This window comes from Cyanobium sp. Candia 9D4 (assembly GCF_024346155.1).
Classification (GTDB): Bacteria; Cyanobacteriota; Cyanobacteriia; order PCC-6307; family Cyanobiaceae; genus Cyanobium; species Cyanobium minutissimum.
This window is the reverse complement of sequence record NZ_JAGQCK010000002.1, coordinates 129,232-149,384: the sequence shown is the minus strand read 5'-3', so window position 1 is coordinate 149,384 and position 20,153 is coordinate 129,232. Positions and strand designations below refer to the sequence as shown.

Genomic DNA, 20,153 nt, shown 5'->3' with positions numbered 1-20,153 from the left:
TCCGTCCGCTGATTCCGTCAGCCGAAATGGCGGAAAGCGGCGGCCGGGGGGGCGACAGGGTCCCCCCCCTCCGCCCATCCCAGGGCTCCGCAGGGCTGGGGTTCCACCAGCCGGCCGATCCGGCGGGCGCCCGCCAGCCGTTCCACCAGGGCCTCGGCCCAGGTCGGCTCCACGGCCAGCACCAGTTCGAAATCTTCACCTCCCCAGAGGCACCAGTCCTCGCCGGTGTCCTGGCCCTCCAGTTCCGCCGCCAGGGGCAGGGCTTCCCGGAACAGCAGGGCCGTGCAGCCGCTGGCGGCGGCCAGGCAGGAGGCCGCGGCCGCCAGGCCGTCACTGCTGTCGCAGCCGGCCACCCGCCAGTCCAGGGCCGCCGGGCGACAGGCCCCCAGGGCCGCCACCGCATCGAACCGGGGCACGGGCCTGCGGTGGGCACGGATGGCCCGCTCCCGGCCGGACGCGGGCAGGTCCGGCAGCGCCTCGCCCCGCAGCAGGGCCAGGCCCAGGCGGCTGAGCCCATGGGGGCCGGTGCTGACCACCACATCGCCCGGCCGGCCGTCCCCGCGGCGGATCGGGCCGCCCCCCGCCGGGAGCCGGCCCAGGGCGGTGACGGCCAGCAGGCGCTGGCGGCCGCCGCTGCAGTCGCCCCCGAGCAGCACGCCGCCATGGGCCGCCAGCAGCTCCGTCATGCCGCCGTAGGCCCCCTCCACCCAGGCCCAGGGCGTGTCCCCAGGGGCCACCAGGGCCACGGTGATGCCCACGGCGCCGCGGCAGCCCATGGCCGCCAGATCGGAGAGGTTGGCCGCCGCCGCCCGCCAGCCCACATCGGCGGCCCCCATCGTCGTCGCACTGAAGTGGACGTCCTCCACCAGCACGTCGGTGTTCAGCACCAGCGGCGGATCCCCCGCCGGGTGCGCTCCCAGCTGGGCCGCTCCCAGAAGGGCGGCGTCATCGTCGAACTGCCCCGGGGGGGCGAAGGCGCCGAGGCGCCGGATCAGCTCCCCTTCCCCCAGCTGCGCCAGGGTGGGCCCCTCAGGCATGGGGGCGCAGGTTGTCGGCCCCCTCGACCACCGTCGCCTTGACGATGCCGTCGTCGGCGGTGAGCTCCTCGAGCACGTCGAAGCCGTCCACCACATAGCCGAAGGCGGCATAGCGCCCGTCGATGAGGTTGAGGCCCGCCGGGGTGAGCTCCGGCTCGAACAGGAACAGGAAGAACTGGGAGGAGCCGTCGCCGAGGGCCTCGTCGGAGTGGGCCCAGCCCAGGGTGCCCTTGCTGGCGAAGGGCAGCACCGGTTCGGCCTTGAACATCCCCAGATCTTCGAAGGTCTGGTTGTAGAAGGGAGCCTCCTGGCCGGGCACCATGATCTCCAGGGGCACGGTGCGCTCCTGCTTGCTGACCGGGTCCATGTAGCCGGTCGCCGGGCCGGCGGGGTCGCCGGTCTGGAGGACGTAGAAGTCCTCGGCGCGGTTGAAGGGCAGGCCGTCGTAGAAGCCCCGCTGCACCAGATCCACGAAGGCGCCGGCGGTCAGCGGAGCGTTGTAGCCGTCCACGACGGCGATCAGGTCACCTTTGGTGGTGGTCAGCCGGACCGTGGCGCGGCCCAGCAGCCGGGGGAGGGCGTCGAACTCGGACGGGATCGTGAACGGGAAGGGACCCACCAGCAGCGCCTCGGCCTCGCCGATGTCCGCGAGGGCTTCCCGGCGGGCCGTCAGGAAGCGGTCCCGGTCCTGGGCCTCGCCGGCGGCCGCCAGCTCCTGCAGATGCACCTCCGTGTCGGCCAGCAGGGCTTCCGCGGTGGGCCGGTCGGCGGGATCGAAGCTGGCCAGGATCCGCTCCCGGCTGCCGCCCAGCTGGGACTGGGCCCGGCGCACGGAGCCGGTGAGGCTGCTCCAGCGCTTGGCCCGCAGGTCGTCGCTGGTGTCCTCGAGGCGGTGCTGGAGCCCCTGCAGGTCGCCCTGCTCCATGGGAAGGGCGTTGCGCAGCAGGGCGGTGGGATCACTGACGGCATTGCCCTGGGGCAGGTAGGCCCAGGCGGCGGGGACCGCCAGCAGCAGGGTCAGCACGAGGGTCAGGGCGGCCCCCAGCCGGGCGGCCAGCGTGGTGGTGAACCCGATGCGCCTGCGTCGCCGGTCCATGCTTCCCCTGTGACTGCCTGGACTTTGGCACAACCGGCCCGGGCCTCCGGCGATGCGGTCTGCGGGTGGGCCTGTAGCCAGACGTACAATCCCCCGATCCGATCCGCCGGAATGATCTCCAGCAACGACTTTCGCACCGGCACAACGATTGAGCTGGATGGCCAGGTCTGGCGCGTCGTCGAATTCCTTCACGTCAAGCCCGGCAAGGGCTCGGCCTTCGTGCGCACCAAGCTCAAGGGCGTCCAGAGCGGCAACGTGGTGGAGAAGACCTTCCGCGCCGGGGAGACCATGCCCCAGGCCCTGCTGGAGAAGTCGACCCTCCAGCACACCTACATGGAAGGCGATGACTACGTCTTCATGGACATGGCCTCCTACGAGGAGACCCGCCTGACCGCCAAGCAGATCGGTGACGGCCGCAAGTACCTCAAGGAAGGCATGGAGGTGAGCGTCGTCTCCTGGAACGGCAAGCCCCTGGAGGTGGAGCTGCCCAATTCAGTGGTGCTCGAGGTCACCCAGACCGACCCCGGCGTCAAGGGCGACACCGCCACCGGCGGCACCAAGCCGGCCATCGTCGAGACCGGTGCCCAGGTGATGGTGCCCCTGTTCATCACGATCGGCGAGAAGATCAAGGTCGACACCCGCACCGACAGCTATCTGGGCCGGGAGTCCTGATCGCCATGCAGCTCGATCACGACCAACTGCGCCAGCTGCTGGCCCTGCTCGGGGACAGCGACATCCAGGAACTGAAGCTCGAGGGCGACGACTTCCGTCTCGAGGTGCGCCGCAACCTGCCGGCCCCCGCGCCGGCGACGGTCACCATGGTGCAGGCTCCCGCCGGGGCCCCACCGCCGGCTCCCGCCCCTGCGGCCGCGGTCGCGCCTGCCCCGGGGCCTTCGGCGCCCCCGCCGCCCGCCGCTTCCGTGCGCAGTGATCTGCAGGCCGTCACGGCGCCGATGGTGGGCACCTTCTACCGCTCCTCGGCTCCGGGGGAGGCCCCCTTCGTGGAGGTGGGCAGCCGCATCAGCGCCGGCCAGCCCGTCTGCATTCTTGAGGCGATGAAGCTGATGAACGAGCTGGAGTGCGAGTTCAGCGGCGAGGTGGTGGAAATCCTGGTGGAGAACGGCACGCCGGTGGAATTCGGCCAGGTGCTGATGCGGATCAAGGCCGGCTGAGGGCGAACGCCTCCGGGGGCGGGCCCAGCTCCCAGGCGGTCTGGATCGCCGCCGCCATGCTGTCGGCCCTGGCGATGCCCCGGCCGGCGATGGCGAAGGCGGTGCCGTGGTCGGGGGAGGTGCGCAGGAACGGCAGGCCCAGGGTGGTGTTGACGGCGGCGTCGAAGGCCAGCAGCTTCACCGGGATCAGCCCCTGGTCGTGGTAGAGCGCCAGGTAGCCGTCCGCCCCTTCGCCCTGGCCCCTCCAGGCGGCGGCCGCCTCCAGCCAGCAGGTGTCCGGCGGCACCGGCCCCTCCAGGCGCACCTCCGGATGCCGGCCCTGCCACTCCTGCAGGGCGGGAATCAGCCAGTCCTGCTCCTCGCGCCCCAGGTGGCCCACCTCCCCCGCATGGGGGTTCAGGCCCGCCACCACCAGCCGCGGGCGGCTGCGGAAGCGGCGGCAGAAGGCCAGCAGGGCCTCCAGCCGCTGGTGCACCAGCTCCGGGCCGAGCCGGGCGCTCACGTCCGCCAGGGGGATGTGGGTGGTGGCCAGGAGCGTGTTGAGCCGCCAGCCGCCGGCGGGAGCCACGGCGGTGAACAACATCCCGGCGTCGCTGGCGCCGGTCAGTTCCGCCAGCCGCTCGGTCTGGCCCGGGTAGGCATGGCCCGCCGCCTGCCAGCTGGCCTTGGCGATCGGGGCCGTCACCAGGGCCCGACCGCCGCCGGCGCCCACCAGCGCCACGGCCTCGCTCAGCCAGGCGAAGCTGGCGGCACCGGCGGCGGGGCTGCTCACCCCCGGGACCACCGGCTGCTCCAGGGGGATGTCCACCAGGGCGAACGCCTCCGGGTCAGCCAGGGGCGCGTCGCTGCGGGCCAGCAGCTGGCGGTGGCACTCCCGCAGCCAGCGACCGCAGCCCACCAGCACCACCTCCTGGCCGGCGGGCCGGGGCCGGGCAAGGGCCTTGAGGGTCACCTCGGCGCCGATGCCGGCGGGATCCCCCAGGGCGATGACGAGGCGATCCGCAGTAGTTTTCATGCCAACGGGCGCTGTCGGGGTCGGTTCATGGTCCGCTTGCTGGTGCTGGGCCTGTTGCTGCTGGGTGGGGGACTCGCCTTCCGGAACAGCTGGGTCGTGGTGGATTGGGAGAAGATGGGCAAGGACACGGGCCTGTCCTCCCTGATCGATCCTTCGATCTTCGGCGCTCAGAAGAAGTCGCCGCTGCAGGACGCCAACCCCTCCCGGTAAGTGGGGTAGAGCAGTCGGTAGCCGAGGTCGTCCCTGAGCCTCCGGCTGCTGGCCCGTCGATTCTCGCTCCAGAAGCTGCGGGCCATGGGTCCCATCGCCGCGGCCACGTCGTCGAAGCGCTGCACGTCCGGCAGCCGGCAGCCCAGCAGATGGGCGGCCAGGCCCAGGATCTCGCTGGAGGGGCAGGGGAAGGTGTCCGCCAGGATCAGGGTGTCGGGCCTGGCCTCGGGGGACAGGGCGATGGTGTGCAGCACCGCGCCGACGATGTCGTCGACGTGCACCCGCGAGAACACCTGGCCGGGCTTGTGGATGAGCCGGGCCGTGCCGTTGCGCAGGCTCACCATCGGGTTGCGACCGGGGCCGTAGATGGCGGGCAGCCGCAGCAGCTGCACCGGCAGGCCGCTGCGGCGCCAGGCCTGCTCGCAGGTCAGCCGGGCCTGGCTGCGCTCCAGCAGCGGCCGGGTGGGGCTGGTCTCGTCCACCCAGGCGCCGCCGGTGTCGCCGTAGACCCCGGTGGTGGAGAGATAGCCCACCCAGACCGGTGACAGCTGACGCAGGCGGGTCTCGAGGGACTCCAGCACCGGATCGCGGCCGCCGGCATCGGGCGGGATCGTCACCAGCACGTGGCTGACCCCGGCCAGGTCCGCCTGGCTGGGCAGGGCGCCCTGGTCGGGATCGAAGTGCAGCCAGCCCCGGTCGTCGCCCGGCGGGGCCGGCTGGCGATGGCTGAGCAGCACCGGCGCGCCGGCCGCCTCCAGCGCCAGGGCGAGGCGGCGGCCGGTGTAGCCGCCGCCGAGCACCAGCATCCGGTCGATGGCGGCGGCAGCCCCGGGCAGGGCCGGGTGGTCGATCCGGCCGCCGTCGACCCCCGGGTTGACAGAATCTACCGTCATCAGTACATCTGTATCACTATCCGTTTCTCCATCCCGTGACCACCTCGTCGTTCGGTGCCAGTCTCCCTGTCGGCCCCGCGCCCTCCCGCCCCCTCTGTCGCCCCTTCGAGCGGGCCCTCGACCAGCCGTTCGCCGGCCGCGGCCATCGGGCCCCGGCGCGCCACCACCGCGCCGCCGCCCCGCTGCTGCTGGCCGTGGCGCTGATGCTGGGGGCCGTGGTGCTGGCGCCGGAGCAGCCCCTCGATCAGGAGGCCATCTGCCACCGCCACAACGGTGTGGAGGCCTGCCGCGTCTGGTGAGTCACCTCCGCTTCGGCGGCCGTGGCCGTCTCCGGTTCGGCGGGAGCCACCCACTGGAGCAGGCGCAGGGCCAGGCGCAGATCGCCGTCGGTCCAGGCCCGCAGGGCCATCGCCCGGCGCGGGTCGTAGAAGGGCTGGCTCCGGTACCAGACGAACGCATCGCTGTCCCCCTTGCGGCCGTTGCAGCCCAGGCAGGCCGGCACGCAGTTCTCGGTGATGCTCTGGCCGCCGCGGCTGAGCGGATGCACGTGGTCGATGGATTCCGACGCCTCACCGCAGTAGAGGCAGCGGCGGCCCGTCATCCGGTGCAGCGACTGTCGCCATCGACGCGCTCGCAGCTTGGGGCAGAGGTCTTCGAGAAAGACTCCATCCCTGGCCTGCATCAGCGCGCCTCGGTTGGCGGAAGTTTGCCCTCAGCGTCCCGGGTGTCAATGTGTTCATGATTGCTTTTTGCCGCATTGGCCACCCCCCTGGTGCAGATGCGCCTGGGCGCCTCGGGTCTGATCGAGGTGGTCAGTCCGTTCGACGCGGTCACCCAGGCGCAGTTGCGGGCCATCCGCCCCCGGGGCCAGTGGCTCAGCCGCCGCGGCTGCTGGCAGTTCCCCCTCGAGGCGGCCGCGGCGCTGCAGCAGCAGTGCGCCGGCCGCTTCCCGCTCACCCCGGAGCTGGCCCGCTGGTTCGGCTGGCTGGGCCAGCCCCTGCCGCCGCTGCCCCCCCACCGGGCCCTGGTGGCGGCGGCGGCCGCCGCCGATGAACTCCCCGACGGCCGCCGGCTGTTCCGCCACCAGCGGCTGGCGGTGCGCTGGCTTCTGGCCCGCCGCGGCGCCGTGCTGGCCGATGCCATGGGTCTCGGCAAGACCCTCAGTGCCCTGGTGGCCGGCCGCGCCCTGGTGCGCCTGGCCGACTGCCGGCTGGTGGTGGTGGCCCCGGCGGGGCTGCATCACCACTGGCGCCAGGAGGCGGCGGCCCTGGGACTGCGCCTGGAGCTGCACAGCTGGGCCCGGCTGCCGGCCGAACTGCCGGCCGCCGGCACGGTGCTGATCGCCGACGAGGCCCATTTCGCCCAGTCGCTCCAGGCCGCTCGCACCCAGGCCTTCCTGCGCCTGGCCCGCCATCCGCGCCTGCGGGCGATCTGGCTGCTCACCGGCACGCCGATGAAGAACGGCCGGCCGGTCCAGCTCTTTCCCCTGCTGGCCGCCATCGGCCATCCCCTGGCGGCCGACCAGCGCCACTTCGAGGAGCGCTACTGCCAGGGGCACTGGCGGGAGCAGGGGGGGCGGCGGATCTGGCAGGCCAGCGGCGCCAGCCAGCTGGAGGAGCTGCAGCGGCTGGTGCGGCCCCTGGTGCTGCATCGCCGCAAGGGCCAGTGCCTGGACCTGCCCCCGAAGCGGCGGCTCGAGCGGCCCGTCAGCCTCGATCCTGCCGGCGCCGAAGCCTTCGAGCGGGCCCTGCAGGGGCGGATCGACGACTACCGCCGCCGGGCCATGGCCGGCGAGGTGCGCCGCGACGCCGAGGCCCTGGCCGTGTTCACGGCCCTGCGCCAGATCGCCTCGCACCACAAGCTGGACGCCACCGTCTCGCTGGTGGCCGACCTGGTGGCGGCCGGCGAGCCGGTGGTGGTGTTCACGGCCTTTGTGGCCACCGCCCTGGCGCTGCACCGGCAGCTCGGCCGGCCGGGGGACGGGGGCCCCCTGGTGGGCGCCGTGCCGCCGCGGCGGCGGCAGCAGCTGGTGGATGCCTTTCAGGCGGGCCGGAACCCCGTGCTGATCGCCACCTATGGCACCGGCGGCCTCGGCTTCACCCTGCACCGGGCCCGGCATGTGGTGCTGGTGGAGCGGCCCTGGACCCCGGGCGACGCCGAGCAGGCGGAGGACCGCTGCCACCGGATCGGCATGGGGGCCGCGCTCACCAGCCACTGGCTGCAGCTGGGTGTGGCCGACCGGCTGGTGGACGACCTGATCGCCAGCAAGGCCGAGCGGATCTCCTTGCTGCTGCAGGGCCAGGACAGCCTGCGTCGCCAGCGGGCCCTGCCGGCGCTGGTGCGCCAGTGGCTGGAGAGCGGTTGAGTCGCAGCCGGCCCTCAGCCCCCCGGGCGGGCGGGGGTGTCGTCAGCACAGCTGCTGCTGCGCACCTCCAGGTCCTGGCGCAGGATCGGATCCAGCTTGCCCTTCGGTACCCCGGCGGCCAGAACCTTGGCCCGGGCGATGTCCCGGCAGGCCGCGGTGGTGTTGCCGGCCAGGGTATGCAGCAGGAAGCGCTCGTTGAGGGGCCCGGGATCCTTGGGGAAGGCCGCCACCACCCGATCGCACTGGCTCAGGGCCCCGGGCAGGTCCTCCAGCTTCACGGTCCGCAGGCAGTCCTCCCGGGTGATCGGCCGCTGGGGAAGGGGCTCCTCGGCACAGCCGCCCAGCAGCAGGATCAGCAGCAGGCCCAGGGGACGGGCGGCGGCTTGCAGGCGGGCCCGCTCAGTTGTAACGCTCACTCCGGGTCATGCCGCTGCCACCAGCCTTACCACCGCCGACGACCGAGATGGAGGTGGGGCCGGGTTCCGGGCTGGCCGCGGTGCTGCCGGAGGTGCGCGGCGTAAACAGTTCTCCCAGGAAGCGGCCGCAGTCGGGGAAGGTGCCGGGGTTCTGGACCACGGCCTCGGTGATCATCACCGCCGCGTGTTCGGGAGAGGTCTTGAACAGGCCGGCGCTCTGGCGCTTGATCAGGGCATAGGCGGCGTTCCAGCTCACCTCGTGGACGTTGCCGTTGTTGCGCATGAAGCAGTACACCTGGGCCCCCTTGCCCCCGGGACCCTCGATGTCATTGCCGGCGCGGGCGCTCTGGGCGGTGCCGGCACCGCCCAGCAGGACGGCCGCCGCCGCCAGGACGATCGGGCCCAGTCGGTGATGGAGAGAGTGGCGTGTGGCCATCGGACCGGAAGGGAAGAACGAGATGGCCCAACGTATCGACCCCAGCGGCTCTGTCCAGGGCGGTCAGCCGCCCGGTGGGGTGGCGGTCGCCGGCAGCACCAGCCGCACCACCAGGGGGAGGATCACCAGCACCGTGATCAGACGCACGGCGTGGAGGGTGGCCACGGCCGCCCCGACGCCGAACTCGGCGCCGACCAGGCTCATACCGCTGATGCCCCCCGGGGCCGCCCCCAGCAGGGCCACCACCGGATTGACGCCCATCAGCCGGCTGCAGCCCAGCCCCACCACCAGCCCGGTGAGCACCAGGGTGACCGTGATCAGAAGGGCCGGTCGCCACAGCTGGCGCAGTTCCAGCAGGGCCGTGCCGGTGAGGCCCGTGCCGATCACGGTGCCGATGCCGATCTCCAGCAGGGTGCGGGTGCCGACCGGCCACTGGGCCACCTCCAGCCGCCCCGTGACGCTGACCAGGGCGGCCCCCAGCAGGGCGCCGGCAAGGGGGGCCGCCGGGATGCCGGTGCGCAGGGCCAGCAGACCGCCGGCAAGCCCCGCCAGCGCGTACATCAGCAGATGCCAGGCATGGTTCATCCGACGTTGGGCCCGATCCACAGGGCCCACTCTGGGAGATCCGTGCCACAGGTGCTTGAGGGGGTGCTCCGGGTGTGTTGTCATGCGGCACAGCCCAGTCGCTTTCCCCGCCATGGCCCCCGCCTCGGTGTCGTTCCGCATCAGCCGCAATGCCGAAGATCTCGCCGAAACCATCCATGCCCTCTCCCAGCGTCTGGTGACCCTGGAGCAGCGCCTGGCGGCGGTGGAACTGCAGGCCTCCAACCAGGCCAGGCCGGACCCCCAGGAGCTGGCCAGCCTCGACAACGTTGAGCGGCTGCTGCAGGACTGCCGCCACCTGCTGGAGATCGGTGCCCCTTCCGAAGCGCCCACCGCCTCCGAGGCGCCCACCGCGTTCGACAGCCAGGAGGACGTCGCTTACCCCACCGCGGCCTGAATCGCGGCCCCCTGGTCAAGGGTGTCAAAATGAAAAGAAAGCGGGTCATGGCCTTCCCCACTTCCCCTTACCAGTCATCCTCAGCCGCTCTGCACGGCCAGGGAGCCGCCCCACGGGCCTCCACCCCGGCGCCCCACTGCCAGCTCCGCACCCATTCCCAGGAAGAGGGCGATCACCAGCTCGAGAAGCTGGAATTCGCCCTCGCCGTCGCCCTCACCCGGGGCGACCTGCAGCGCTCCGACCAGCTGCGCTCCCAGATCGCCGCCCTGGGCGGCAATCGGGAGGAGCCGGGCACCTGAGCCGGCCGACCGCCGGCGCCGAGCGCCATCAACGATCCGTCGCTGGGTGCGGAGAGATCGTCTCTTTTCCCCCGCTCTTCTGCCCCCGCGGGACAGACTGTTACTGTTTCCCGTAAGATGTAAACAGCAAAGGGGCCGTTGGATGCCGACAGGCCCTTTTTACCTGTTTTCGAAGCTGCGAAATCCTCGCCGGTCATGATCGTTGCCAGCCCACCGACCCCAGTCACCTTGACGCTGGAAACGCCCGCACGGCCAAGGTCCGGCGTGTCACCCCTGTCCGATCCGGCCGCGCGTCAGCGTCTGCTGCTGCAGGCGGCGGCACTGAATGAGCAGGCCCGTGTGGCCGCCAGCGAAGGGGATATTGAAGGGTCCGCCCGGGCGATTCTGCAGGCCCTCGACTGCGAGCGCCGGGCCGGCGGTCTTGGACTGCAGGTGCTGCAGCTGATCAAGCCCCGGGCCTGATTCCCGACCCCGGGATGGGATGGCCAAGGAGGGCAGGGTTCACCTCTGCCGTTGGTCTCCATCCCTGGGCTCCAGCAAAAGAGGCCAAAGCCGCACAAGCAAAGCTGAGGCCCGGTAAGCCCGGAGTGAAAAGAGTGGGCCAGATGTCAGGCTTGAGCGTTAAATCCTGAACTGGCTGATCAAGCGGGTGACCGGACTCGAACCGGCGACGTTCAGCTTGGGAAGCTGACATTCTACCACTGAATTACACCCGCGTTATTTCACTCCCAGCTTGACCTTAGCAAGGCTCCGGTCACCACCCCGGGGTCCGGAGCCCCGGAGAAGGCTGGTCAGGGATGGGCGGGCACGAACCCCGCCGCCAAGCCCCCCCGCCCCGTTGGCCAGCGGCTCAGCCGGCCAGCGCCGCCGCCGCCGCCGCCACCCCGGCGCCGATCGGAGCCTTGGCCAGCCCAAGGTCCTTCAGGGTGGCCTCGATGGCCGCCACGGCGGTGAGCACGTCGCGGTCACAGACGAAGCCCAGGTGGCCGATGCGGAACACCTTGCCCTTGAGGTGGTCCTGGCCGCCGGCCAGCAGGATGTCGAACCGTTCCTTCACCTGCTTGCGCAGGGCCTCGGCATCGATGCCCTCCGGCGCCACCGCCGTGATCGCCGGGCTGCCGTGACCCTCGGCCGCATACAGGGGCAGGCCGATGGCCTTCATCGCCGCCTGGGTGGCCCGGCGATGGCGCTCGTGGCGGGCGAAGATCGCCTCCAGGCCCTCCTTCTGCATCATCCCCAGGGCGGCCTCGAGGGCGAAGTAGAGGTTGATCGCCGGGGTGAAGGGGTTGCTGTCGTCGTCGGCCGCCTTGCGGTACTTGCCCAGATCCAGATAGAACTTCGGCAGATCGGAGCGCTCGTAGGCCGTCCAGGCCCGCTCGCTCATGGCCACGAAGCTCAGGCCCGGCGGCATCATGTAGCCCTTCTGGGAGCCGGAGCCCACCACGTCCACGCCCCAGGCGTCCATGGGCACGTCGCAGGCCCCCAGGCTGGTGACGCAGTCGGCGATGGTGAGGGCCGTGCCGTGGGCCTTCACATGGCCGGCGATGGCCTGCAGGTCGTTGATCACCCCGGTGGAGGTTTCCGAGTGGGTGAGGATCACCCCCCGGATCTCCTTGGCGGTGTCGGCCTCGAGGGCGGCGCGGAAGGCCTCCGGATCAAGGGGCTGGCCCCACTCCGCCTTGATCACCTCCACGGTCAGCCCGTAGGCCTTCGCCACCTTCACCCAGCGTTCGCCGAACTTGCCGTTGTCGCCGCAGAGCACCTTGTCGCCGTGGCTGAGGGTGTTGACGATCGCCGCCTCCATCGCCGCGGTGCCGCTGCCGGTGATCACCAGCACGTGGCCCTTCGTCTGGTGCAGCCACTGCAGCTGCTCGGTGGTGCGGCGCACGATCTTCTGGAAATCGCCGCTGCGGTGGCCGATCGGATGGCGGGCCATGGCCTGCAGGACGGTCTCCGGCACCGGGGTGGGGCCGGGGATCATCAGAGTGAGCTTGTCCTGCATGAGCGGTGGGGAACGAAGGAGCGCGGGCCCGGCGAAGGCAAGGCGATCGACCACCATAAAAAACAGCGTTCCCGCCGGCCATCGATTCCCTGCGCCCCCCCTCCGCGGCCCCGCGGGGCTTCACCCTGCCGGTGTGGCTGGCGGCCGCGGCCCGCGCCGCCCTCGGGGCTCTGCAAGGGGAGCCCTTCAACGCCGCCGTGTCCCTGGAACTCCTGCAGCCGCCGGGGGTGGTTCCGATCCCGGTGCGAGCCGCCGCGCCGCTGGGGGACGGTCTGGCCCTGGGGGAAAGCTGCTGTGATCCGGGCGAGGGGCTGGACCTCACCCGCGGCCTGGTGGTGTGGGTGCTGGCCCGCTGGCTCCCCGGTGACGGGCCCTGGCTGCAGCTGGAGCCCGGCGAGGGGGTGGGGGTCCACGCGGCGACCGGGGAGGCCTGCCTGTCGGCCTATGCCCGGCGCCTACTGGAGGCCAACCTGCGGCCCCTGGTGCCCGGCGGTCGCCGCCTGGGGCTGACTCTGGTGCTCCCCGACGGCCGCCGCCTGGCGGAGCGCACCAGCAATGCCGCCTTCGGGGTGGTGGACGGGCTGGCCCTGATCGGCACCCAGGCCGAGGTGCAGGCCGGCGCCGACCCGGACCAGCTGGCCCGCACCCTGGCGGCCCTCGCCGAGCGCATGACGGCGCCGGGGGCCGGCGGCGATCTGGTGCTGGTGATCGGCGAGAACGGCCTCGATCTGGCCCCCCGGCTGGGCCTGCCGCCGGAGCTGCTGATCAAGGCGGGCAACTGGCTCGGCCCCGTGTTGGTGGCGGCCGCCGAGGCGGGGGTGGAGCGGCTGTTGCTGTTCGGCTACCAGGGCAAGCTGATCAAGCTGGCCGGCGGCATCTTCCACACCCACCACCACCTGGCCGACGGCCGTGCCGAGGTGCTCACCGCCCTGGCCGCCCTGGAAGGGGCCGGTGGCGCCACCCTCGCGGCCCTGCACGGGGCCGCCACGGTGGAGGCCGCCCTGGCCGGGCTGGAGCAGGCCGATCCCGACCTGGCCGGACGCCTGCGGGCCCGGATCGCCGCCGCCATCGAGAGCCGCTGCCGGGCCTACCTGGCCAGCCATGGCGCCCCGCCGGCCGCCGTGGGGGCGGCCCTGTTCGACCGTCAGCGCCGGCTGCGGGTCTGCGGGCCGGTGGGGGAGGCGCTGATGGAACGCTTCAGGGGCGCGACCTAGGGTGCTGGCACCGATCACCGGGCCCAGGCCCAGGCCTCCTTCGAGCCGATGTCCCAAACGACGCAGACCGCACCACCGGGTTCGGAACGGGACCACGCCAGCGGTTCCCGCCGTCACCCGGCCATCGTCATCCTGGATTTCGGCTCCCAGTACTCCGAGCTGATCGCCCGTCGGGTGCGGGAAACGGAGGTCTTCTCCCTGGTGATGGGCTACACCACCAGCGCCGCGGAACTGAAGGCCCTCCAGCCGAAGGGAATCATCCTCAGCGGCGGCCCCAGCTCCGTCTACGAGGAGGGGGCCCCCACCTGCGACCCCGGCCTCTGGGACCTGGGCATCCCGGTGCTGGGGGTCTGCTACGGCATGCAGCTGATGGTGCAGCAGCTGGGGGGATCGGTGGTGGCCGCCGGCCGGGCCGAGTACGGCAAGGCGCCGCTGCACGTCGACGACCCGGTCGACCTGCTCACCAACGTCGAGGAGGGCTCGACGATGTGGATGAGCCACGGCGATTCGGTGGAGTCGCTGCCGGAGGGCTTCGTGCGCCTCGCCCACACCGACAACACCCCCGAGGCCGCGGTGGCCGACCATGCCCGCCGCCTGTACGGGGTGCAGTTCCATCCCGAGGTGGTGCATTCCACCTGCGGCATGGTGATGATCCGCAATTTCGTTTACCACATCTGCGGCTGCATCCCCGACTGGACCACGGCCGCCTTCATCGATGAGGCCATCGGCGAGGTGCGTGCCCAGGTGGGCGAGAAACGGGTGCTGCTGGCCCTCTCGGGCGGGGTGGATTCCTCCACCCTGGCCTTCCTGCTGCACCAGGCGATCGGCGATCGCCTCACCTGCATGTTCATCGACCAGGGCTTCATGCGCAAAGGCGAGCCGGAGTTCCTGATGGATTTCTTCGATCGCCAGTTCCACATCAATGTGGAGTACATCAATGCCCGTGAGCGCTTCATCTCCAAGCTTGCCGGCATCACCGATCCGGAGGAGAAGCGCAAGATCATCGGCACCGAGTTCATCCGCGTGTTCGAGGAGGAGAGCCGCCGCCTTGGCCCCTTCGACTACCTCGCCCAGGGCACCCTCTACCCGGATGTGATCGAGAGCGCCGGCACCAACGTGGACCCCAAGACGGGCGAGCGGGTGGCGGTGAAGATCAAGAGCCACCACAACGTGGGCGGGCTGCCGAAGGACCTGCAGTTCAAGCTGGTGGAGCCGCTGCGGCGTCTGTTCAAGGACGAGGTGCGCAAGGTGGGCCGCAGCCTCGGGCTGCCCCAGGAGATCGTCGGCCGCCATCCCTTCCCAGGCCCCGGCCTGGCGATCCGCATCCTGGGGGAGGTCACCGACGACAAGCTCGACATCCTGCGGGACGCTGACCTGATCGTGCGGGAGGAGGTGCGCGATGCCGGCCTCTACAACGAGATCTGGCAGGCCTTCGCCGTGCTGCTGCCCGTGCGCAGCGTCGGGGTGATGGGCGACAAGCGCACCTACGCCTACCCGATCGTGCTGCGCTGCGTCTCCTCCGAGGACGGTATGACCGCCGACTGGTCGCGGCTGCCCTACGACCTGCTGGAGCTGATCTCCAACCGCATCGTCAACGAAGTGCGGGGGGTGAACCGGGTGGTGCTCGACATCACCAGCAAGCCCCCCGGCACGATCGAGTGGGAGTAGGCGGGAGTGCCGGGCTGGCCCGCAGGGGCCGGCTTCGATAATCTCGGCACCCGGCCGTTCGCTCCGTGCCTCCCGTCTCCCCCGCCGTCGCTGGCAGCCCTGCCGGGGCTGAGCAGGACCCCCAGATGCACCGCCGCCTGCAGCAGGACAGCATCGTGCTGGCCGGCAAGACCATCTTTCTCAACCCTTTCCTCTACTGGCGTCGTTTCGATGCCAACACCGACCGCTGGCTGCGGGAACCCGGCCAGCTGCCGGAGGAGCAGATCCGCAGCAACCGGTTGCGCTTCTACCCCGAGGTCGACTGGGACGCCCTCGATCCGGCCGACCTGGCGATCAAGGAAGGGGCGGTGGAGATGTTTCTCAAGAGCCTGGAGCTGATCAGCACCTTCAACCCCGACCTCAGCGCCGGCCACCTGCTCGAGGTGGAGCGCAAGATGGCCGTCACCAAGAAGAAGGCCTTCGAGCGCTGGGTGGCCCGGGCCCTCGACCGCCGCGGCAAGGAGAGCCTCAGGGAGCGGCGCCGCTTCGACCGCGACCGCTGGCTGCGGGGCTGGATGGAATGGCTGTCCCTCGAGGGCACCCGCCAGGCGCTGCTGCCCTTCAGCGTGCTGCTGGTGCTGGCCGTCGGTGGCGGCTGGTGGCTGGGCAGCACCCGCTTCTGCGGCCAGGTGATCGTCGATCCCGGGGTGCAGCGACCCGCACCCTGAGCGGGGCCGTCCCACACGTCAGACTGGAAAGCCCGGTCCGGGTTCCGACGTCATGGCTGCCGATCCCCTTGATTCCCTGCGCCTGGCCCTGATGCAGGACGTGCTGCCGGTGGGACTGGCGGTGGTGGAGCGGGTCCGCAAGGGGGGCCCGGCCGAGGTGCTCGCCGCCTTCGACGGCACCAGTGCCGATCCCCTCGGTCAGCTGCGCCAGGAGGGGGAGCCCGCGGCCAGCCAGGTGAGGGAGAACCTGGATCGTTTCCAGCCCGGCCTGGGCAACCCCGTGATGAAGGTGGAGGTCCGCGACGTCGGCCCCGAAGAGGGCTCCGCTGGCCCGTTCCCCGGGGCCGCCCCAGCCGCCTGGGACGCCCCCCCGCCACCCAACCCGGCGGATCCGGCCGAGCTGCTGGCGGCCCTGGAGCGCATCGAGACGCGCCTGGCCCTACTCCAGAGCCGACTCGGCTGATGGTGCGCGCTGCCGGCGGCGGGGTCGGGGCCGGCTCCACCCGCCACACAGGAACCGGCCACCAGGCCGCCCTGCTGCTCACGTTCATGCTGCTGGTGCTGGCGGCGATCCTCGGGCGCCTCGCCTGGCTCCAGCTGCTGCATGGGGCCGAGAACCGGGCGATGGCGGACGAGAACCGGATCCGCCTGCTGCCGCGCAATCCGGTGCGGGGCCGCCTGCTGGATCGCAAGGGGCGGGTGCTGGCCACCAACCGGCTCACCTACAACCTCTACCTCCAGCCCCTCCAGGTGGACGACCGTGGCTGGCCCGGGCTGCGCGACCGGCTGGCCGGCCTGCTGGCGATCCCCGCCGACCGGCTTGAGGCCGCGCGGAAGCGCGGCGCCAACGCCCAGGGGTTCCGGATTCCCCTGGCCCTCTCGCTCACGCCGGTGCAGGTGCTGCGCTTCCGGGAGCAGGCCGGGTCGCTGCAGGGGGCGGAGGTGTCCGAGGACGTGCTGCGGGCCTATCCCGACGGCAGCCTGGGGGCCCATGTGATGGGTTACACGAGCAGCATCACCGAGGAGGAGTACGCCGCCCTCAAGGACCACGGGTACCGCATCAGCGATCGCATCGGCCGCAGCGGGCTGGAGAAGGTCTACGAAACCCACCTGCGCGGCGAATGGGGCGGCCAGCAGCTGGAGGTCAACGCCGAAGGCCAGGTGCAGCGGGTGCTGGGGGACAAGCCCGCCAAGGCCGGCAAGGATCTGCGCCTCACCCTCGACCTTGACCTGCAACGGGCGGCGGAGAAGGCCCTCGATGGGGTGCGCAAGGGGGCGATCGTGGCCATGGACCCCCAGACCGGCGCCGTGCGGGCGATGGCCAGCCGGCCCAACTTCGATCCCAACATCTTCTCCGACGGCCCCACCACCGCCCAGTGGAACGCCCTCAACCGGCCGGAGGCGCCGATGCTGAACCGGGCCTTCCAGGGCTTCCCGCCGGCCAGCACCTTCAAGGTCATCACCACGATCGCCGGCATCGAGTCCGGCAAGCTCAACGAAACGTCCACCGTGCCGACGGTGGGCTCCTTCTGCTACTACGGCCAGTGCTACGCCGACCACGGCTCCTTCGGCAGCATCGGCTTCCCCTTCGCCCTCGGGGTGAGCAGCAACAGCTTCTTCTACAAGGTGGGGCTGATGGTGGGCCCCGATGAGATGTTCAAGGCCGCCCGGCGCATGGGTTTCGGCCGCCGCACCGGCAGCGAGCTGTCCGCCGAGGAATCCCCGGGACTGCTCGGAGACCCGGCCTGGAAGAAGGAGGTGCTGGGCGAACCCTGGACGCCGGTCGACACGATCACCTCCTCGATCGGCCAGGGGGCGGTGACCGTGACGCCGATCCAGATGGCCCGCCTCTATGCCGCCGTGGCCAACGGCGGTTGGCTGGTCACCCCCCACCTGGTGGAACGCGACTACCCCCGGACGTGGATCGGCCTGAAACCGGCCACCCTGCGGGTGCTGCATGCCGGTCTGCGCCAGGCGGTCACCAGCGGCACGGCCACCATCCTCAACGACCCCAGCCTGCCGCCCGTGGCCGGCAAGACCGGCACCGCCGAGGATCCGCCCCGTCCCGACCATGCCTGGTTCGGCGGCTACGCCCCGGCCACCGGTAAGCCCACCCTGGTGATCGTCGCCTTCGGCGAGAACTCCGGCGGCTACGGCGGCACCGTGGCCGCTCCGATGGTGAAGGCCCTGATGACCGTCTGGTTCCGCGGCGTCAAGCCGCCGGTGGTGGCCCGGCCGGGCTGAGGACCCTCAGGCGGCCTGGGGCAAACGGCCCTGCTGGAGCACCTGGCGGTAGTAGCCCTGCAGCTGGGCGGTGGCCCCGGCCCAGCCCCAGCGTTCGGCCTCCTCACGGGCGGCCAGACGCAGCTGGCGGCGGGCCGCCGGATCCCCCAGCAGACGCTGCACGGCCGTGGTCAGGCTGGCGGGCTGGTCGGGGTCGTAGAGGCAGCCGTTGACGCCGTCGCTGACGATGTCGGGGATGCCGCCCCGGTTGGCCCCCACCACCGGGCAGCCGGCGGCCATCGCCTCCAGCAGCACCAGACCGAGGGTTTCGGTGCTGGAGGGGAACAGGAAGGCGTCGCCGCTGGCGTAGGCCGAAGCCAGCTCCTGGCCGGCCAGATAGCCCACGAAGGTGGTGGCGGTGCCGTCGAAATGGCGCTCCAGCTGCTGACGGTGGGGACCGTCCCCCACCAGGGCAAGCCTGGCCTGGGGCATGGCTTCGAGCACCGGCCGGATCCGTTCGATCTGCTTCTCCGCCGAGAGCCGGCCGATGTACAGGAGCAGATGGCCGGTGTCGTCGTGGCCGCCGTGGAGCCGCTCACGCATGGCGCCGGAGGCCAGTTCGGGGCGGAACAGGTCGGTGTCGACGCCCCGCTGCCAGAGGGCCGTGTGCTGGATGCCCCGGGCCGCCAGCTCATCGACCATGGCGGTGGAGGTGCAGAGGTTGAGCTGGGCCTGGTTGTGGGCGGCCTTGAGCAGTTCCCACAGCAGGGGCTCCAGCATCCCCATGCCGTAGTGCTCCAGGTACTTGGGCAGATGGGTGTGGTAGCTGGCCACCAGGGGCAGGCCGCGGCTGCGGGCCAGCCAGATGCCGCCCAGCCCCAGCACGGCCGGATTGACGACGTGCACCAGATCGGGGCCGAAGCGGTCCAGGGCCTCCGAGACCGCCGGCCGCGGCAGGGCCAGCTTCAGTTCGGGATAGAGCGGCAGCGGCATGGCCGGCACCCCCACCACCCGGGCCCCCATGTAGCCATCGGGAGCGCCCTCGGGGCAGAAGATCAGCACCTCGTCGCCGGCCAGCACCAGCTGCTGCACCGTCTTGGTGAGCCGCGTGACGATGCCGTCGACCTTCGGCAGGAAGGTTTCGGTGAAAAAGGCGATCTTCACGGGGGGGAGATCAGGCGAAGGCCTTGATCGCTTCGGCCTGACGCTGGGTCCAGGCGGAGAGGCAGGGGATCTTGGAGCGGTCGCAACGGTCGGCCCAGCGTCGGGCCACGTCCACCACCTCGGCCAGCAGGCCGTCATCGAGCGTGGTGGGCTTGAGGCCCAGCTCGATGAAGCAGCGGTTGTCGACGATCAGATCGTTCTCGATCGCCTCCTTGCGGGGGTTGGGGAGGTAGTTGATCTCGGCGCCGGTGAGGGCCGCCACCTTGCGGGCCAGTTCGCCCACCTGGTGGCTCTCGGTCATCTGGTTGAAGATCTTCACCTTCTCGCCCGGCTCGGGGGGGTGCTCCAGCGCCAGCTGGACACAGCGCACCGAATCGCGGATGTGGATGAAGGCCCGGGTCTGGCCGCCGGTGCCGTGGACGGTGAGGGGGTAGCCGATCGCCGCCTGCATCAGGAAGCGGTTGAGGACGGTGCCGTAGTCGCCGTCGTAGTCGAAGCGATTGGTGAGCCGGGGATCCCGCTGGGTGAGCTCGGTGTTGGTGCCCCAGACGATCCCTTGGTGCAGGTCGGTGACCCGGATCGCGTCGTTCTTGTTGTAGTAGAAGAACAGCAGCTGATCCAGCGTCTTGGTCATGTGGTAGACGCTGCCGGGATCCGTGGGGTGCAGGATCTTCTCGGTGAAGCAGGTGCCGTCCGGCTGGGGCACTTCCACCGTCAGGTAGCCCTCCGGGATCGTGGCGCCCCGGTGGGACCCGTAGCCATAGACGCCCATGGTGCCCAGGTGCACGATGTGGACGTCGAGGCCGCTGTCGACGATGGCCGCCAGCAGGTTGTGGGTGCCGTTGACGTTGTTGTCGACGGTGTAGCGCTTGGTGGCGCTGCTCTTCATCGAGTAGGGGGCGGCCCGCTGCTCGGCGAAGTGGACGATCGCCGCCGGGCGCTCGCTGCGCAGCAGTTCCAGCAGCCGGTCGTACTCCCGGGCGATGTCGAGGTGCACGAAGGTCATGGCCCGGCCGCCCACCTGTTCCCAGGCCCGCAGGCGGTCCTGGATCGTGGCGATGGGCGTCAGCGACTCGACGCCCAGGTCGATGTCGATCTTGCGACGACTCAGGTTGTCGACAATGACGACGTCGTGTCCGGCTTCCGCCAGGTTCACGGCACAGGGCCAACCACAGAAGCCGTCGCCGCCGAGAACGAGAACCTTCACCCCAGACTCCTGAACGAGCAGTTGCTCAG

At 71.3% G+C, this 20,153-nt stretch carries 24 protein-coding genes and 1 tRNA gene; 13 read left to right on the top strand and 12 right to left on the bottom strand.

The window, feature by feature from the left end; translation table 11 throughout:
- Positions 1-17: 17 nt before the first annotated feature.
- Positions 18-1,037: a thiamine-phosphate kinase gene (thiL, locus tag KBZ08_RS05320; protein WP_254971917.1), complete on the bottom strand. Its 1,020-nt coding sequence runs from the start codon at positions 1,035-1,037 to the stop codon at positions 18-20.
- Entirely contained in the window at positions 1,030-2,133 is a 1,104-nt protein-coding gene (locus KBZ08_RS05315) for a peptidylprolyl isomerase (protein WP_254971914.1), read from the bottom strand. The genes thiL and KBZ08_RS05315 overlap by 8 nt, the downstream gene beginning before the upstream one ends.
- Before the next feature lie 111 nt (positions 2,134-2,244).
- On the opposite strand from KBZ08_RS05315, the gene efp reads away from it, so the two are divergent.
- Together efp and accB are read left to right on the top strand one after the other, a co-directional pair.
- Positions 2,245-2,805: an elongation factor P gene (gene efp / locus KBZ08_RS05310; protein ID WP_015109877.1), complete on the top strand. Its 561-nt coding sequence runs from the start codon at positions 2,245-2,247 to the stop codon at positions 2,803-2,805.
- Positions 2,806-2,810: 5 nt separating this feature from the next.
- Complete coding sequence (gene accB / locus KBZ08_RS05305) at positions 2,811-3,305, top strand: acetyl-CoA carboxylase biotin carboxyl carrier protein (protein ID WP_254971911.1); 495 nt, start codon at positions 2,811-2,813, stop codon at positions 3,303-3,305.
- Here the strand turns inward: accB and pdxA are convergent.
- Complete coding sequence (gene pdxA, locus KBZ08_RS05300) at positions 3,292-4,320, bottom strand: 4-hydroxythreonine-4-phosphate dehydrogenase PdxA (protein ID WP_254971909.1); 1,029 nt, start codon at positions 4,318-4,320, stop codon at positions 3,292-3,294. The genes accB and pdxA overlap by 14 nt on opposite strands.
- Positions 4,321-4,347: 27 nt before the next feature.
- On the opposite strand from pdxA, the gene KBZ08_RS05295 reads away from it, so the two are divergent.
- Positions 4,348-4,530, top strand: a complete 183-nt coding sequence (locus tag KBZ08_RS05295) for a hypothetical protein (protein ID WP_106222162.1) — start codon at positions 4,348-4,350, stop codon at positions 4,528-4,530.
- On the opposite strand, the gene KBZ08_RS05290 is transcribed toward KBZ08_RS05295, so the two are convergent.
- Positions 4,488-5,423: an SDR family NAD(P)-dependent oxidoreductase gene (locus KBZ08_RS05290; protein ID WP_254971907.1), complete on the bottom strand. Its 936-nt coding sequence runs from the start codon at positions 5,421-5,423 to the stop codon at positions 4,488-4,490. The genes KBZ08_RS05295 and KBZ08_RS05290 overlap by 43 nt on opposite strands.
- 35 nt (positions 5,424-5,458) lie before the next feature.
- Here KBZ08_RS05290 and KBZ08_RS05285 point away from each other — a divergent pair, with 35 nt between their 5' ends.
- Entirely contained in the window at positions 5,459-5,722 is a 264-nt protein-coding gene (locus KBZ08_RS05285) for a hypothetical protein (protein WP_254971904.1), read from the top strand.
- On the opposite strand, the gene KBZ08_RS05280 is transcribed toward KBZ08_RS05285, so the two are convergent.
- Positions 5,668-6,105 carry an HNH endonuclease gene (locus tag KBZ08_RS05280; protein ID WP_094587030.1) on the bottom strand — a complete coding sequence of 146 codons (438 nt, stop codon included), beginning with the start codon at positions 6,103-6,105 and terminating at the stop codon, positions 5,668-5,670. The genes KBZ08_RS05285 and KBZ08_RS05280 overlap by 55 nt on opposite strands.
- Before the next feature lie 96 nt (positions 6,106-6,201).
- On the opposite strand from KBZ08_RS05280, the gene KBZ08_RS05275 reads away from it, so the two are divergent.
- The gene (locus KBZ08_RS05275; protein WP_106222302.1) at positions 6,202-7,788 is read left to right on the top strand and encodes a DEAD/DEAH box helicase; all 1,587 of its coding nucleotides are present in this window, start codon (positions 6,202-6,204) and stop codon (positions 7,786-7,788) included.
- A gap of 14 nt (positions 7,789-7,802) precedes the next feature.
- On the opposite strand, the gene KBZ08_RS05270 is transcribed toward KBZ08_RS05275, so the two are convergent.
- The 3 genes from KBZ08_RS05270 to KBZ08_RS05260 all read right to left on the bottom strand — a co-directional run bounded on the left by KBZ08_RS05270 (position 7,803) and on the right by KBZ08_RS05260 (position 9,309).
- The gene (locus KBZ08_RS05270; protein ID WP_106222156.1) at positions 7,803-8,204 is read right to left on the bottom strand and encodes a hypothetical protein; all 402 of its coding nucleotides are present in this window, start codon (positions 8,202-8,204) and stop codon (positions 7,803-7,805) included.
- Complete coding sequence (locus KBZ08_RS05265) at positions 8,188-8,640, bottom strand: DUF6554 family protein (protein ID WP_254971902.1); 453 nt, start codon at positions 8,638-8,640, stop codon at positions 8,188-8,190. Before KBZ08_RS05265 ends, KBZ08_RS05270 begins: the two co-directional genes overlap by 17 nt.
- 63 nt (positions 8,641-8,703) lie before the next feature.
- The gene (locus tag KBZ08_RS05260) at positions 8,704-9,309 is read right to left on the bottom strand and encodes an AbrB family transcriptional regulator (protein ID WP_106222152.1); all 606 of its coding nucleotides are present in this window, start codon (positions 9,307-9,309) and stop codon (positions 8,704-8,706) included.
- Between the two features lie 28 nt (positions 9,310-9,337).
- Here KBZ08_RS05260 and KBZ08_RS05255 point away from each other — a divergent pair, with 28 nt between their 5' ends.
- From KBZ08_RS05255 to KBZ08_RS05245, 3 genes are all read left to right on the top strand, one after another.
- Positions 9,338-9,640, top strand: coding sequence for a hypothetical protein (locus tag KBZ08_RS05255; RefSeq protein ID WP_106222150.1), 303 nt, complete (start codon positions 9,338-9,340; stop codon positions 9,638-9,640).
- 47 nt (positions 9,641-9,687) lie between these two features.
- Complete coding sequence (locus tag KBZ08_RS05250; RefSeq protein ID WP_106222148.1) at positions 9,688-9,939, top strand: hypothetical protein; 252 nt, start codon at positions 9,688-9,690, stop codon at positions 9,937-9,939.
- Positions 9,940-10,203: 264 nt separating this feature from the next.
- Positions 10,204-10,401 (top strand): hypothetical protein, encoded by a 198-nt coding sequence (locus KBZ08_RS05245; RefSeq protein ID WP_106222146.1) that lies wholly within the window; start codon positions 10,204-10,206, stop codon positions 10,399-10,401.
- Positions 10,402-10,583: 182 nt separating this feature from the next.
- On the opposite strand, the gene KBZ08_RS05240 is transcribed toward KBZ08_RS05245, so the two are convergent.
- Positions 10,584-10,655, bottom strand: a tRNA-Gly gene (locus KBZ08_RS05240).
- A gap of 134 nt (positions 10,656-10,789) precedes the next feature.
- A complete protein-coding gene (locus KBZ08_RS05235; protein ID WP_254971897.1) occupies positions 10,790-11,941 on the bottom strand; it encodes an alanine--glyoxylate aminotransferase family protein in 1,152 nt (383 codons plus the stop codon).
- An 89-nt stretch (positions 11,942-12,030) separates the two neighbouring features.
- On the opposite strand from KBZ08_RS05235, the gene cbiD reads away from it, so the two are divergent.
- The 5 genes from cbiD to mrdA all read left to right on the top strand — a co-directional run bounded on the left by cbiD (position 12,031) and on the right by mrdA (position 17,774).
- Positions 12,031-13,155 (top strand): cobalt-precorrin-5B (C(1))-methyltransferase CbiD, encoded by a 1,125-nt coding sequence (gene cbiD, locus KBZ08_RS05230; RefSeq protein ID WP_254972347.1) that lies wholly within the window; start codon positions 12,031-12,033, stop codon positions 13,153-13,155.
- Positions 13,156-13,203: 48 nt separating this feature from the next.
- Positions 13,204-14,823, top strand: coding sequence for a glutamine-hydrolyzing GMP synthase (gene guaA, locus KBZ08_RS05225; protein WP_254971896.1), 1,620 nt, complete (start codon positions 13,204-13,206; stop codon positions 14,821-14,823).
- 125 nt (positions 14,824-14,948) lie between these two features.
- On the top strand, positions 14,949-15,530 hold the full coding sequence (locus KBZ08_RS05220) for a hypothetical protein (protein WP_254972346.1): 582 nt from the start codon (positions 14,949-14,951) through the stop codon (positions 15,528-15,530).
- 52 nt (positions 15,531-15,582) lie between these two features.
- The gene (locus KBZ08_RS05215) at positions 15,583-15,993 is read left to right on the top strand and encodes a hypothetical protein (protein WP_106222137.1); all 411 of its coding nucleotides are present in this window, start codon (positions 15,583-15,585) and stop codon (positions 15,991-15,993) included.
- Positions 15,993-17,774 (top strand): penicillin-binding protein 2, encoded by a 1,782-nt coding sequence (gene mrdA / locus KBZ08_RS05210; RefSeq protein ID WP_254971894.1) that lies wholly within the window; start codon positions 15,993-15,995, stop codon positions 17,772-17,774. The genes KBZ08_RS05215 and mrdA overlap by 1 nt, the downstream gene beginning before the upstream one ends.
- Positions 17,775-17,780: 6 nt before the next feature.
- Here the strand turns inward: mrdA and KBZ08_RS05205 are convergent, their stop codons facing one another.
- Positions 17,781-18,917: a glycosyltransferase family 1 protein gene (locus KBZ08_RS05205; protein ID WP_106222133.1), complete on the bottom strand. Its 1,137-nt coding sequence runs from the start codon at positions 18,915-18,917 to the stop codon at positions 17,781-17,783.
- Between the two features lie 10 nt (positions 18,918-18,927).
- Entirely contained in the window at positions 18,928-20,124 is a 1,197-nt protein-coding gene (locus KBZ08_RS05200; protein ID WP_106222131.1) for an NAD-dependent epimerase/dehydratase family protein, read from the bottom strand.
- Positions 20,125-20,153: the final 29 nt, after the last annotated feature.